The following is a 12,601-nucleotide window of genomic DNA, read 5'->3' as shown; positions in this document are numbered from 1 at the left end:
GCCGGGGGCGCCGGGGCTGCCGGTCGGGCCGGGAGCACCGGGAGCACCGGGGCTGCCGGTCGGGCCGGGAGCACCGGGAGCGCCAGGGGCGCCGGGAGCGCCGGGGCTGCCGGTCGGGCCGGGAGCACCGGGAGCGCCAGGAGCGCCAGGAGCGCCAGGGGCGCCAGGGGCACCGGGGCTGCCGGTCGGGCCGGGAGCGCCAGGGGCGCCAGGGGCGCCGGGGCTGCCGGTCGGGCCGGGGGCACCGGGGGCGCCGGGGGCACCCGTCGGGCCGGGGGCGCCGGGGCTGCCGGTCGGGCCGGGAGCACCAGTCGGGCCCGGAGCACCCGTCGGACCGGGGCTGCCGGTCGGGCCGGGGCTGCCGGTCGGGCCGGGAGGACCGCTCGGACCGGGGGGACCAACGGCGCAGGTCGGCCTCGTAATGGTGTTGTTGTCCATCGTGACCGCGGCCTCACGCGCCAGGGCGCGGCCTTCGATCACGGCGCTGTTGTTCAGCGTGATGGACTGCATGGCCAGGATGGTGCCCTTGAACTGGGTGGTCGTGCCGAGGGTGGCGGAGCTGCCCACCTGCCAGAACACGTTGCAGGCATTCGCTCCGTTGATGAACGCCACGGAACTCGACGAAGCCGTGGTCAGGGTCGAGGGGATCCGGAAGATGAAGACGGAGTTGGGGTCGCCCTGGCCGTCAAGGGTGACCGTCCCGGTGAGTTGCAGGGACGGCGGGGACGCCGGGGCCGTGTAGACGCCGGGCGCCAGCGTCAGTCCGCCGATCTCGTCCGAAGCGAGAATGGTCCCGGGCCCCCGGCCTGCCGCGTCGTCGTAGGCGACGACGAGGTCGGACTTCGCCTGAGCGGCGGCGGCGTTGGGGGCTACACGCGTCACCCCGTTGACGATGCCGGGCGGGAAGCCGGTCACCGATGTGCCTGGATAGAGGCCCAGGTCGCCGTTGATGACGGTGGGGTTCGTGTTGGTGACCGTCGAACCGGCCAGGACCCCGTAACTGGCGGTGGTCCCCAGCAACACGGGGGCTTCTGCGGCGTGGGCGACGGTCGGGACCAGGGCAGCCGACGCCAGGAGCGCTGCGGGGAGCAGTGCAAAGGCTCCCCGTTTGAGCAGATTGCGTTGAGGGCTTGTGTCGGGTGGAGCCGACCGGATGACATCCAATGCCATAGCAGGACCTTTCTTGTTGCTGGTCAGGGCCGCCGGCCCGCTGCCTGTGCCGACACGCAGGCTCACCCCGAGCGGGGGAAGCAGATCTACTCCGTGCCACAGGTGGTGACGGGTCGTCACGCGGGAGCATTACCGCATATTTCACAGTGATAGACCGCAAATAGGGAAAAGCGTCTGCATGAGTGACACAGCATCAGGAAATGGCATACACCGTACGTCTGTGCGTATTTTGCTGCGTGGCCAAGCGCGGAGCGCGGGCACGGGTGCGGAGGTGGGGGCGACTGTCCCGCAGGCCCACGATGGGCATGCCACCCCTACGACCACTGCAGCCCGATGTTTCCTCGCGAATGAAAGTCATCGAAATCGGCCCTTCCCGCCCGATCGGCGGCGTGCACGGAGCAGTTGCGGGCAGGGTCTTGATCCATTGGGTCGGGGCGCACCGCACCGCCAAGCAGCGGATCACCGACGGCGCCTACATGAACGTGACGGTCAAGCTGGGCTTGATCACGCTGCTGACGAAGCGGTTCGACCTGTTCCAGCTACTCAAGGGCGACGCGTCCAACGGCTTCAGCCATGGGCTCCCTGCAGACCGTCTCCATCCCGCCCTCCGACACGTTCAGCCCCACCCTCTACGGGCAGGCATGGACTCCCGCCCTGAATGAGCTGCGCATCCACGCGGCTTCCCCCGATCTTCCGGGGGCCAGGACACTGGGCGCGACGGTCTTCACCAGCCCGGACTTCTCCGGTCAGTTCCAGAACCTGACGGTGGGCCGGTACGACATCGGTGACCTGACCATCCCCAACGACTCGGTCTCCGCCGTCGTGGTGTTCCCCGGCATGCGGGTGACCCTCTACGAGCACGCCGGGTTCGAGGGCACGGCCACCGTCCTGGAGGCGGACACTGAGTCACTCGCCGATGACATCGACAGCACCGCCTCCTCGATCGTCGTGGAGTGGATCAAGACGGCCTGACCTTCACCCGTGTCGAAGCCCCGGTCTGCCACGAGGGAGCCCCTCCAGTCGGCAGGCCGGGGCTTCGCACGAAGGATGGCAGCCAGCGGCTTTGGACCCGAGAAATAGGGGCCCGATCACCCGGGAGCCCACGGCGGCCACCGTGCCAAAGGATGAACGGCCTGCCAGGGCCGCGGCTGCGCCAGGCCGTGACCTGCCGCCACTGCCCGAAGGGCTGACGGCCGCCGGGGCGGAGGACTTACCCCTCCGCCCCGCCCCGCGTGTCCATCCGACCGTGGCGGGACCCGGGTCGGGTCAGGCTTTGATCTCGCTCAGGAGCATGCGCAGGGTCAGGCTGTGCTTTTCGGGCGGGAGGGCGTCCATGGCGGCGGTGGCGTGCGCGATACCGCCGGTCTTGTCGCCGGAGCGGGCGAGCATGAGGCCTCGGTGGAGTTCCAGGTGGGTGGCGAAGCGGGGCAGGCTGGCGGGGAGCTCGGCCAGCGCCTGGTCCTGTGCGTCGGTCGCGGCGCGTTCTTCGCCGAGGCGGGCCAGGAGCAGGGTGCGGAACACGTTGAGCCGCCACCACGGGACGGCGTAGTCGGAGGTCTGCTCGTGGGACCCGGCGGTGTCGAAGAGGCGCCGGCCCTGGGCATCCAAGGTCAGGGCGGTGGTGCGGTCGCCGCGCAGCGCGGCGGCGTGAGCCTTGCCGTAGATCGCGTTCAGCAGCCCGAGCGAGGGACGGTCGGTCAAGGCGAGGGCCTGGTCAGCGAGGACGTCCGCGACGCCGAGTGAGGCTCCCTCGTACCCGAGGGCGATTGCCGCCCGCCCCCGCACCCACACTCGCGCGGCAGGATCTCCGGATTCGTCGGCGGCGGTGGCGGCCATCCGGTACCAGCGGACGGCGGCGGCGCCGTCGGAGCCGGGGAACGTCTTGGCGTAGAGGGTCATGAGCCGGGCGGCCGCAGACCACAGCCGCGGCTGGTCGAGCTGCTGCTGGATGACGACGAGTTCCCCGGCGACGCGGCGTTGGATGTCGGCGGCACCCATGGACATGTAGTCGCTCCCGTACGCGGTCAGCTTGGCCTCCCACGCCTCCGCCGAGGGCCCGCCGGTCAGCCGGGCGGCGAACCCGCGCGCCAACAGGTCGGAGGCGATGACGGGGGCTATGGCGGCCCCGGCCACGTCGGTGAGGAACTCGCGTCGCATCATGGGGTCCTCCAGAACGGCTAACGGCACATCCAGCGCGCTCGACAGGGCCGCGAGATAGAAGCCGCGCGGGGCGATCTTCCCGCGCTCCCACCGCGCGATGTACTCCCTCGTGAGTGTCGTCCCATGCACGGTGTTGATCTCGTCGGCCAGGCGGGCCTGGGACCAACCGTGCGCACCACGTAGCTCCCGGATCAACTCCCCGATGTCCATAACCCCCATCTTGCCCCCACCTTTGCCCCTGCCCAGGAGCTTTGACCAGGCCGAAGGTATGGGTATCGGCCAGCACGTGAAGGGGCACCCATGGCAGAGACCATCGACTACAGCCGCGCCCGCAGAGAGGCCCTGAAGCTGTTCCCCCCTGCCCTACTGAAGCCCCCGCCGACGTGTGCCCGCTGCCTGCGCTACGCCCGCCGCCGGGACACCGCCACCGGCCCGCTGCGCGGCACGCTGGTCACGGACATGCAGGTGCTCATGAAGCGCTGCGCCCAGGCCGGACACCGTTGACCGGCCGCCGGTACGCCGTCGGGCAGGCGGTGTTCGACCGCGACCGCCAGGCCCATGGCCGCGTCGTCGGCCTCTACCCGTCCCCGCTGGTGGCGCGCCTGGTGGATACGGCCGGATTCCAGTGGATCGCCCGCACCGTCGCCTGCGAGCCGGCCGCACCGCCACCGGCCGTCCGCGCCGCAGACAAGGACCGGGACGGAGTACGCATCCCGGCGGGGCGGATGCCGGTGGACTTGCCGCCCACCGAACTGCGCGTCGGCGACCAGGTCCTGACCGGCGGCCGCCTGGTCGCCATCACCGATCTACGCTACCGCCACGGCGGCACCCGCACGATGATCCTGGCCAACGGCCGCCTCGCCGTCGCGGAACGCACGGTGCGCGTCTACCGGCCCCGCACTGGCTGAGTCGGCCGGCCTGCGTACGGCTCCCCAGGCTCAGTCAGTGTGCGTTCGGGCTTTGCTGATGAGGCGTTCGGCGGTGCGGGTGCTGATGTCGTAGTGGGCGGCGAGGGATTCCGCCGTGACGGCCGGCCCGTGTCCGGTCTGTGCGGCGGCGAGGGCGGTGGCGACTTCGGGACTCCGCGCGTCCGGCGCGGTGCGGTGAGGGGCGCGGCCCTTCGCGCCGGGGGTGCGGCCTTTGTACGGGGTGGGCCGGGTGGCGGCCCGCTGCCGTGCTCACTCCTTGCCGGTGTCCGGGCTCCAGACGGCCGGCCCGCCGCCGCGCCACTCGATCAGCAGCTCGTCGTCTAGGCGGACGTCGTCAGGGTCCAGGCCGGCGCGCCGCAAGAACTCCAGGAGGTCGCCGGGGCCCAGGGCGCGGCCGAGGATCTCGCCGTCGCACCGGACGCGGCGTCCGCCCTCGGCGTCCGGCGGATAGACGATCACGCGCAGCGCAGCAGCCATTCCTCCACCGTGCCGCCGGCCGGTCACTCCGGCATCCCGAGAGCGACGTCAGGCCGGCAGTGCGGGCAGGGGGGTACTTGCTCGGCCAGGGCCCGTCGTGCCTCGTCGGTACTGATGGCTGTGCAGCGCTTTCGGCTGTCCCAGCAGCCCCCGGCGTGGACGCGGACCGGCAGCCGGCCTACCCCGATGCCGCGCTCGATCAGCCACGCGGGCGGCTCGGGCGGCGGCCGGCGCCGTGCGGCGAGGGCCTCGCGCTCTTCCGCCGTGTTCAGTGCCCGCTCGGCGCGGAGGAGCTCGTGGCGCAGGTAGTGCACGACGGTGCGCAGGCGCGGCAGGTCAGGCGGGAGCTCGGACACCGCTCAGCCCCCGTACTGGGCCTGGCGCATGGTCTTGCACGCCGCGCAGAGAGGCGAGGCCCCGACCCCGTACCTGCACGTCGGAGCGTGGCATTTCGAGCAGGGGCCGGTTTGGCTCGGCGCCCAGGTGACGGGCTGGGGTCTGGCGGGTGTTTCTGGGGTGGTCATGGTGCGCTCCTGGGTGGTGTGGAGGACGTCACTCCAATTAGATCTCATGTTCGAATTTGGGGTCGAGCGCAGCGCGGGCCGCAACACCTGGTCGGGGGCGTGCTGTAGGTCGCATCGGCGCGGGTTGTGGGGCTAAGGGGTCGACGGTGTAGCGCGTGCGCGAGTTTCGTCTATCAGTGTCCTGACCTGCGGTCATGTGGGACTTGCGAGGCTAGCCCTCTGCTGTTCGAAAGTGCAGATCGCACCTCCGGCCGGAGGTGCGATCTGCACTTTCGCGTAAGGAGATATCTGTCATGAGCACGTCAGGAATGGGTGGAGAGTCGATGGGTGAGGAGTCCGGGCGGGACCCGGCCGGGCCGGCAGGGGATCCGGCCCCGCGCCGCCGCCGGACCGGCGGGGGCCAGCTGGTGGGCCGGGTGGTCGCGACGCTCGCCGTTGAGGTGGCACAGGCCGCGGTGTCCACGTGGGCGCCGGAGTGGTCGGGGGCGGCGCAGGCCTTGACCGCGGCCGCGAGGGCGGCGTTACGGCTGCGCCGGAGTCGGGGAGGACGGCCGCGCGGCTAGCTGTGCCTGCGGGTTCCCGGGCCGCCCATGCGGCCCGGGAACCGGGGGTGCCGCCGCCGGAGGCGTCCCTGGCTCCGCCTGCCCGGCACCAGTTCGTAGTCCCCCGCAGGGGTGATTTCTGCCCTCGCGTACGCGTAGGCGGCTTGTGCGGTGTGCTCCCAACTCGCCCCAGAAACAGGGCTATTGACAACAAACAGGATCTTTCGGCATGTTTCCGGCGCGGCCCGATGGTCGGGCCGCTGGTTGTGCGATCGGAGTGCGATTCATGGCGCGTTCGGTACGGGAGCAGTACGACGAGAACCAGGCCGCGGGCCGGTTGCGGGTGCCGTTGGCGGCCTGGCGGTGGGCGGCCGGCTCGGGCCTGGTCCCGCAGGCGGACGCCGGCCGTGGGTTGTGGTCCCGGGCGGTGGGGGAGGCCGCCGACCCGGAGCAGGTGCGCGCGGCGCTGCGGGGCCCGATCGGTGCCGGGGTGGCCGCGGACCGGCTGACGGAGGCCCTTGGGGAGCCGCTCCCGATCCTCCGGCCGAGGGTGACCGCGGCGGCGGTCGGCCACCTCGTAAAGGCCGGTCTCCTGGTCTACCTCGGCGGGGACACGCAGTTCCCCGACGTCCACCCGGACCAGGTGGCCGCGCTCGCCCGCCGCCGGGACCTGCCCGCCCTCCTCGACCGGCACGTCCCCCTCGGCCCGGACCAGGCCGCGCGCCGGCTCGGCGTCCGCCGAACAGACTTCGACCTGATCGCCGGCCGGCTCGGCTGGTTGGCGCCGGTCGCCTCCGTGAACGTCGACTACAAGCACCACGGCGGGGTGACCACGATCCCCCTGTACGACGCCCAGGAGATCGCGCTGCTGGAGGTGGTCCGCCCTTCCGTGGACTGGCGGGCCGTGCGCACCGTCACGGCTGGCCGCCGCTCCCCGCTCGTCGGCCTCCGCCCAGTTGCCCCCGGCGGTGACCGGGTGTTCTTGGCGGGGGTGGCGCGGATCGCCAGGGTGGGCCGGGCCGCGGTAGTGAACTGGCGCCGCAGGAACCCCGACGTCCCCGACCCGGTGGCCGGTACGGACGTGCACCCGCAGTTCGAGCGCCGCGCGGTCGTCGCCTGGCTCCTCGCCCACGACAAGATCGAGGTACCCACGGGGCCGACGGTCGCCTCGCTGGCGCTGGCCGGGGCCGGGGGCGCCACGCACCGGTTCCGCCTCGATGACCCGTGGCTGGACCTGGCCGACGACGCGGCCGGCGAGGACTGCTCGTCCGGCTGGTCCACCGACGACGACGCTGATGCGATGGCCGAGCTGACGGCCGGGGAGTTCGGGGCGTCGCTGCGCCGGCTGACCGCGCCCGGTACCGGCCCGTTGGCGGTGCTGGGGGAGGTGCGGGTGATCGACCGGTTCCGCTCGGGGTCGGGCGGTCTGCGGGTGACGCTGGCGTGGCCGACCGGCCTGCGGGGCACCGCGGAGGGGCCGGCGGGCGGGGTGGTCCGGCACGGGGTGGCGTACGCCGGTCCGGGCCAGGCCTGCGGCTGCGCGCGGCACGAGTGCGGCGGCGTGGTCCCGGCGTCCTGGTGCGCCGAACACGGCGACAAGACGAATCCGGTGATGGCCTGGCACCCGGGCGGCGGACTCCACTGCGCCGCGCTGGCCCAGGGGCGCCGCGCCGAGACGGAGGCTGGAACAGCCCCCTGACCGCGACCGTCTGGACCGTCACAGGGCGCTGCTGTCCCGTCTCATTCGATCTTGCCTATCGGTGGGGCTCTGACCAGGGGTGATGCAAGGGCAGGTGAGACGGAGATCAGACGGATTCTCACCTCGTGTTGTCCCGCGGGAGCACGTTGCCAGTGACGTCTCAATTGAGGTTGTCGGTCAGGTGTCTTCGCCAGCTGCGCGCTGGCGAAAGGCAGCTTGCCGGCAGCGGTGCGAGCAGTACCGGGCAAGTATCTGACTGCGTAGGTCCCAAGCAGGTTCTGGCATAGATTCCCTGGGGACGATCACCAGCTGCTTGCGTACAGGGATAAGGAAGGCATCGATGACACCGCTGGACCTGTTGGTCAAGCAGCACGTGGCCCCTGTGATGAAGGCAGCCGGCTTCAAAAAGTCCGGCCGAACCTTCCGCCTCACCGCCAGTAACGGCGATCAAGCCATTCTCGGGTTCGCCCGTCACTACGTAGACCCTGCTGCGGCCGTCTTCGAGGTCGTCTACCGCATCGTGCCGGCGCCGTACTGGGAGTGGATCACCCGGTACTCAGCAAGCGGTGAGGCACCGGCGCCCATGGCGTTCGGCTCCGCGGTAGTAGTAGGCAGGGTGATACCGCCGTCTCACGCAGCACATGCTCCGGACTCCGAGATGCCGTTTCGCGCGCGCTGGGCCCTGCGCGAGGACAACGGCCTCAGCTGCGGTGAGGCACTGGCGGCGGTCCTGCACGATGACTCCCTGCCGCAGATCGTCCACCTTATCGACCGAAGCAATCTCCTGGATGAGTGCAGGCACCCAGCCATGCCCGTTGTGCGACTCGTGCCGCTTACGAGAGTGGAGATCTTCCTTCGCGTAGACGAGGCCCCGAAAGGGGAAGTCGAATCCCTGCTGGACGATGTCCAGTTGGTGAGCCCGCACGACGACTTCATCACCTGGACGCGCCAACGGCTGACGGCACGAGACAGCACAGCTGATTGAGTCGGAGCCAGCTGACGTGGTCGAGCCGTTCTTGATTGGAGAGGAAGACGAACCGTGGCGCTCTGCTTCGAGCTCGTAGTGAACTTCGGCGACAACATCAGGGCGGCACGGGACGCCACCCTCACCGAACCCAAGTCACGGGTGCTTCACGCGGGCGTCCAGCGGATTCCCCTCCACCGGCCGATATTGAGTACCACAGGCCCACATGTCGAACTTTCCATCCTCCCAGTAGCTGTTGGCTGGGGCGTCGGCCTCGATGGCAGCCTCCCCAGATTGGCCCTCTCCGCAGCTGAGTTCACCGAGCTGGGACACCAGCTGTACGAGCTGCTTGCCAAGTTCGACGGGTACCTCACCGCGCGGGTCGGCTGGGATCCGGAGCCGCTGCTGGACCCCGCTGAACTCAAGGCTGAGTGGTCTGAGGAGCTGGCCGATGGCAGCCTTCACGGGCTCGTCCTCTGTGACGAGCTCCACGGCGCGCTTGGCCTGGGCGACGAATACGTCCCCTTCCAGCCCGGATACCGCTGGATGCCGTACCGGGGTGAGGAGCCGAGCAGCCTCACGGCTGACTGACGACGACGGAATCCATTCTCGATCCGGGTGTCCTCGCTGCAGCGGATCAGGGAGGAACGAAGATCAGCGGTAAGACACCCTGAGACAGACGCACTCGGCAGGCAACATCACGTGAGCCCGGCGGCTTACCTCAACGTGGCAGCGACAAGGTCACTTGAGACCAGCGGTCAATCCACCAAGGTCACCTGAGACGACGAGAACATCTCGCGAGACGGGACAGCTGCCCCGGCCGGCTCCCTCTCGTGGGGCCGCCTGCCGGGGCGTGGCCCGGCAGTTTCCGTCACCAGGAGGCGTCACGCGGTGACGCCTCCTGAACGGGAGCGCCGGCGCCAGGCCCGAGTCCGACAGCGAGGTGAGCAGTACAGGCTGTCGGATCGCTTGGTCTTCCCGAACGGGGTGTCCGCGGAGTACCAGGTGCTGCCGCACTCCGGGCATGTGAACCGGGGCCAGGGGTGGGGGCGGCCTGCGAGTAGGGCCTTCATGGCCTCGCCGCCGGCGTCGATTGCTGCCAGGCGGGCCCGTGATTGCCGCCAGGCCCGCGTGCGACAGGTCGCTGAGCAGTACTGGCGCGACTTCCTCGATTCCGGCGGAAGCGTGCTGCCGCACTGAGAACACCGTCGAATGATCTTCCTTGGCACAACACCAGGGTCCTCCTGGCCGGGTGGCCGGCCAAGGACCCCCGAGGGTGTTCTGCCATCAACGTCCTGGTTCATGATGCGGAGGTCATGAACCAGGACAGCATTGCTACCTATGTGCGCATTCGCGCGACCTAGATGCGCAATTGGTTTTGTTCATGAGAACGGGCTCTGGCTCAACTTTTGTGGTGCTGGCCGGAAGCCAGGGCGTCGGCAAGCCGCGCCCCCGGATCGCCAGTGATGTGGTGTGCGGAGCGTCCGGCCGGCCAGGTCGTCCCACCGCGGAACGACGGAAGTGCAGATGGGGCACCGACTGCTCCGATTCCGTGCCGCTGGCGCTGAGGATGTTCACGCCTGAGGCGTTCAAGGCGGTCCGCGCGGCCTCGGCCACGCGCTGGACCAGCGGTCCGGGCCGGTTCACCGACGGCAGCAGTGGCTTAACCGCTCTGTTCTGGTGGGCTGAAACAACCAGCCTGGTCCTGCTGGCCAGGGCCAGAGCACTATCACCGCTGATAGCGGCCTGGCCCTACCTGCAGGGCCGGACCTGGGAGACTAGGGATCATGACCGACCGTCGACCGCTCTCGCTGCCCGCCTTCTCCGAGCCCGCTTCCGACGCTCCCGTAGCCGCCCAGGCGGGTGGGCGCCGGCTGATGCCGGTCGAGCAGGGCGCCGACTTCCGCCAGCCGCCCGGCGAGACCGAGCCCGAGTCCGCACTCGCCCCGGCCCGACGTCCGCTCGCCCCCGGCGGCCTCACCTTCTCAGAGAACGGTTCGTGAGTTGATGTCCCTTGCCGGATGAGGCTGGGTGCTGCTGAGCTGTTCAGTCGGCAAATCCTCGGAAGACGCCCTCGGGATCATCCCTGGCCACGTCCGCGAAATCGCCGAAGTCCAGGTTGGCGATCATGAGGTTCGCGTTCATCTCGTGGATCCCGTACGGCACCACGCGGAACGCGCCGCCGTATGCCTCGAACTCCTCGTCGCTTTCGCACTGCTCCCTGGTTAGCAGAGACAGCGCCAGCAACGTGACAGGGGTTTCCTGCATCGAGGCGCGGTCTGCGAGGTAGACAACACCGCGGCGCTCTGCGTACGCGGATGCCTCGCAGAGAGCCTGAGCGGGCGTGATTCCCGTCCATTGCGGATCATCAACGATGTAGACGTACGGCTCGAAGTCGTCCTCCTCGCCCCAGGTCACCATCAGCGACGCCTTCACCGCCGACCACGCTTGTTCATCGTGATAGTCAGTCCTGATGATCAGCGCGGCGTCCTTGTCACGCCCCGCCGGCCACTCAATACGGTCACTCATACCGCTCTCCCCACCCATCAGCGCAGGTCACTGCCCCACGCATTTGGCATGCACGTTACGCGGGGGCACTGACACACCTGTGGGTGCTTCAGTTGGCGGGGCCCGCCCAATGAAGCACCCGCTCCCCCTGGGGCGGCTGCTGGTCGTAGGGCTTCGGTCCGGTTACTGCTCCCTGGTGAAGCTGCCGGGGTCGATCTCGGTGAGAATGTCGAGTTTGACCAGGCGTTTTAGCTTGGCACGGGTGCCTTCGATGTTCTTCGGCAGCGGTTCGTGGTCAAGGGCTTGGCAGACGTCGCGGGCCCGGAGAGGGCTGGCGGCATCGTTGAAAACCGCGAGGATGCGGGGGTAGTCCGGGTGTTCGGGGAGGTCGGGTGAGTCGGCCTGGTCGGGGATCCGGTCGGCGAGGGCAGTGACGGTCCTGCGGGTGATCGCAAGGTGTTCGAGGTGGGTCTCGGCCTCCCGTAGCCGGGCCTGCAGTTCGCCGATCCGGGTGCGGAGGTCGTCGGCCATGGCCGCAGCGGCGTCCTCCTGGATGCCGAGCGCGTCGAGCAGGGGCTGGACGTTCACACGGTCACCGTCTGCGGGTCGCGCCAGGTGGGGGTGCTCGCGTCGGTGAGACGGCGGGCCATGACATGGGTCATGGCCCAGTAGACGCGGGAGACGGACGAGGACGGGCAGTGCTCGTAATCGCGGACCAGGCGCCGGTGCAGTATCAGGATCCCGAAGGTCTGCTCGACCCTCCACCGCTTCGGCTGTGGGACGAACCCCTTGTCCTGGGGGTTGCGTTCGACGATCTCAACGTCGATACCGAGGCTGGCACCATGCGCGACGACCTGGTTCTTGAAACCCTGGTCGACCAGGGCTTTCTCGACCGTGCTGCCAGTGTGCTGGGCAACCTGGTCGAGCAGGGCGATGCCCGCGGCGTTGTCGTGCGCGCTCGCGGCGAGGACGGTGACGGCGATGACCAGGCCCAGCACGTCCACGGCCAGTCCCCGCTTGCGGCCGGGGACCCGTTTCCCGGCGTCGCGGCCGGTCGTGGAGGCGGGAACCCCGGCAGCGACATGGACACTCTGTGTGTCCAGCACCACCAGGGTCGGGTCCTCTAATCGGCGGGCCCGCTCACGGACCTGACAGCGCAGGAGTTCGTGGATGACCTGGTCGGTCCCGTCGTCCCGCCAGGCGGCGAAGTAGTAGTACGTCGCGCTCTTCGGCGGCAGATCGTGCGGGAGGTAGGTCCACTGGCAACCGGTCCGGCTCTGGTAGAGGATCGAGTTCACGATCTCCCGCATCGCGTAGGCGCCTTGGTGGCCGGTGACCGAGCGGTGCCGGTTCTTCCAGGCCGTGATCACCGGCTCGATCAACGACCACTGCTCATCCGATAAGTCGCTCGGGTACGGCTTGCGTTCGCTCACCCCGCCACCCCAGCAGACCACAGGGCGCGGACCAGCAGATTCCGCCCGCACCCACGCCATCAGGCGACGACAGAACCTGTCAAAGACTCACAAACCGCCCTCTCAGACCCGGACCGCCATATCTGAGCGCTACCACCACGGGTTGCGCCACGTCCAGGACCAGCTCACCACCTAGCCCCACCGCCCGGTGTGCCA

The 12,601-nt window shown here is 69.7% G+C and carries 16 protein-coding genes; 8 read left to right on the top strand and 8 right to left on the bottom strand.

Annotated features, from left to right (window positions below):
• The coding region (locus ACIQU4_RS40165) for an ice-binding family protein (RefSeq protein ID WP_403742189.1) at nt 1–1,023 on the bottom strand (1,023 nt) is incomplete at its 3' end.
• A 720-nt stretch (nt 1,024–1,743) separates the two neighbouring features.
• Between ACIQU4_RS40165 and ACIQU4_RS40160 the strand changes: the two genes are divergently transcribed.
• Complete coding sequence (locus ACIQU4_RS40160) at nt 1,744–2,142, top strand: hypothetical protein (protein WP_403742187.1); 399 nt, start codon at nt 1,744–1,746, stop codon at nt 2,140–2,142.
• Nucleotides 2,143–2,436: 294 nt separating this feature from the next.
• Here ACIQU4_RS40160 and ACIQU4_RS40155 read toward each other — a convergent pair whose 3' ends face one another.
• Nucleotides 2,437–3,540, bottom strand: a complete 1,104-nt coding sequence (locus ACIQU4_RS40155) for a helix-turn-helix domain-containing protein (RefSeq protein WP_403742322.1) — start codon at nt 3,538–3,540, stop codon at nt 2,437–2,439.
• A gap of 90 nt (nt 3,541–3,630) precedes the next feature.
• Between ACIQU4_RS40155 and ACIQU4_RS40150 the strand changes: the two genes are divergently transcribed.
• Both ACIQU4_RS40150 and ACIQU4_RS40145 read left to right on the top strand, forming a co-directional pair.
• Nucleotides 3,631–3,834, top strand: a complete 204-nt coding sequence (locus ACIQU4_RS40150) for a hypothetical protein (RefSeq protein WP_403742185.1) — start codon at nt 3,631–3,633, stop codon at nt 3,832–3,834.
• Entirely contained in the window at nt 3,831–4,238 is a 408-nt protein-coding gene (locus ACIQU4_RS40145; protein ID WP_403742183.1) for a hypothetical protein, read from the top strand. Before ACIQU4_RS40150 ends, ACIQU4_RS40145 begins: the two co-directional genes overlap by 4 nt.
• A gap of 270 nt (nt 4,239–4,508) precedes the next feature.
• Here ACIQU4_RS40145 and ACIQU4_RS40140 read toward each other — a convergent pair whose 3' ends face one another.
• Nucleotides 4,509–4,736, bottom strand: a complete 228-nt coding sequence (locus ACIQU4_RS40140; RefSeq protein ID WP_403742180.1) for a hypothetical protein — start codon at nt 4,734–4,736, stop codon at nt 4,509–4,511.
• 23 nt (nt 4,737–4,759) lie between these two features.
• Nucleotides 4,760–5,092 (bottom strand): DUF6233 domain-containing protein, encoded by a 333-nt coding sequence (locus ACIQU4_RS40135; protein ID WP_403742177.1) that lies wholly within the window; start codon nt 5,090–5,092, stop codon nt 4,760–4,762.
• A 461-nt stretch (nt 5,093–5,553) separates the two neighbouring features.
• Here ACIQU4_RS40135 and ACIQU4_RS40130 point away from each other — a divergent pair, with 461 nt between their 5' ends.
• The 4 genes from ACIQU4_RS40130 to ACIQU4_RS40115 all read left to right on the top strand — a co-directional run bounded on the left by ACIQU4_RS40130 (nt 5,554) and on the right by ACIQU4_RS40115 (nt 9,056).
• A complete protein-coding gene (locus ACIQU4_RS40130) occupies nt 5,554–5,823 on the top strand; it encodes a hypothetical protein (protein ID WP_403742174.1) in 270 nt (89 codons plus the stop codon).
• A gap of 265 nt (nt 5,824–6,088) precedes the next feature.
• Nucleotides 6,089–7,501 carry a hypothetical protein gene (locus ACIQU4_RS40125; protein WP_403742171.1) on the top strand — a complete coding sequence of 471 codons (1,413 nt, stop codon included), beginning with the start codon at nt 6,089–6,091 and terminating at the stop codon, nt 7,499–7,501.
• A gap of 340 nt (nt 7,502–7,841) precedes the next feature.
• Nucleotides 7,842–8,486, top strand: a complete 645-nt coding sequence (locus ACIQU4_RS40120) for a DUF4304 domain-containing protein (RefSeq protein ID WP_403742168.1) — start codon at nt 7,842–7,844, stop codon at nt 8,484–8,486.
• A 54-nt stretch (nt 8,487–8,540) separates the two neighbouring features.
• On the top strand, nt 8,541–9,056 hold the full coding sequence (locus tag ACIQU4_RS40115; protein ID WP_403742166.1) for a hypothetical protein: 516 nt from the start codon (nt 8,541–8,543) through the stop codon (nt 9,054–9,056).
• Nucleotides 9,057–9,800: 744 nt separating this feature from the next.
• Here the strand turns inward: ACIQU4_RS40115 and ACIQU4_RS40110 are convergent.
• Nucleotides 9,801–10,043, bottom strand: a complete 243-nt coding sequence (locus ACIQU4_RS40110) for a hypothetical protein (RefSeq protein WP_403742319.1) — start codon at nt 10,041–10,043, stop codon at nt 9,801–9,803.
• A gap of 209 nt (nt 10,044–10,252) precedes the next feature.
• Here ACIQU4_RS40110 and ACIQU4_RS40105 point away from each other — a divergent pair, with 209 nt between their 5' ends.
• Nucleotides 10,253–10,468 (top strand): hypothetical protein, encoded by a 216-nt coding sequence (locus tag ACIQU4_RS40105; RefSeq protein WP_403742163.1) that lies wholly within the window; start codon nt 10,253–10,255, stop codon nt 10,466–10,468.
• A 43-nt stretch (nt 10,469–10,511) separates the two neighbouring features.
• Here the strand turns inward: ACIQU4_RS40105 and ACIQU4_RS40100 are convergent, their stop codons facing one another.
• From ACIQU4_RS40100 to ACIQU4_RS40090, 3 genes are all read right to left on the bottom strand, one after another.
• Nucleotides 10,512–10,994 (bottom strand): DUF6924 domain-containing protein, encoded by a 483-nt coding sequence (locus ACIQU4_RS40100; RefSeq protein WP_403742161.1) that lies wholly within the window; start codon nt 10,992–10,994, stop codon nt 10,512–10,514.
• A gap of 162 nt (nt 10,995–11,156) precedes the next feature.
• Nucleotides 11,157–11,561 (bottom strand): hypothetical protein, encoded by a 405-nt coding sequence (locus tag ACIQU4_RS40095; protein WP_403742158.1) that lies wholly within the window; start codon nt 11,559–11,561, stop codon nt 11,157–11,159.
• Complete coding sequence (locus ACIQU4_RS40090; protein ID WP_403742155.1) at nt 11,558–12,406, bottom strand: IS5 family transposase; 849 nt, start codon at nt 12,404–12,406, stop codon at nt 11,558–11,560. Before ACIQU4_RS40090 ends, ACIQU4_RS40095 begins: the two co-directional genes overlap by 4 nt.
• Nucleotides 12,407–12,601 lie beyond the last annotated feature (195 nt).

This window comes from Streptomyces sp. NPDC090741, from assembly GCF_044769045.1.
Classification (GTDB): Bacteria; Actinomycetota; Actinomycetes; order Streptomycetales; family Streptomycetaceae; genus Streptomyces.
This window is presented reverse-complemented; position numbering and strand designations above follow the sequence as displayed.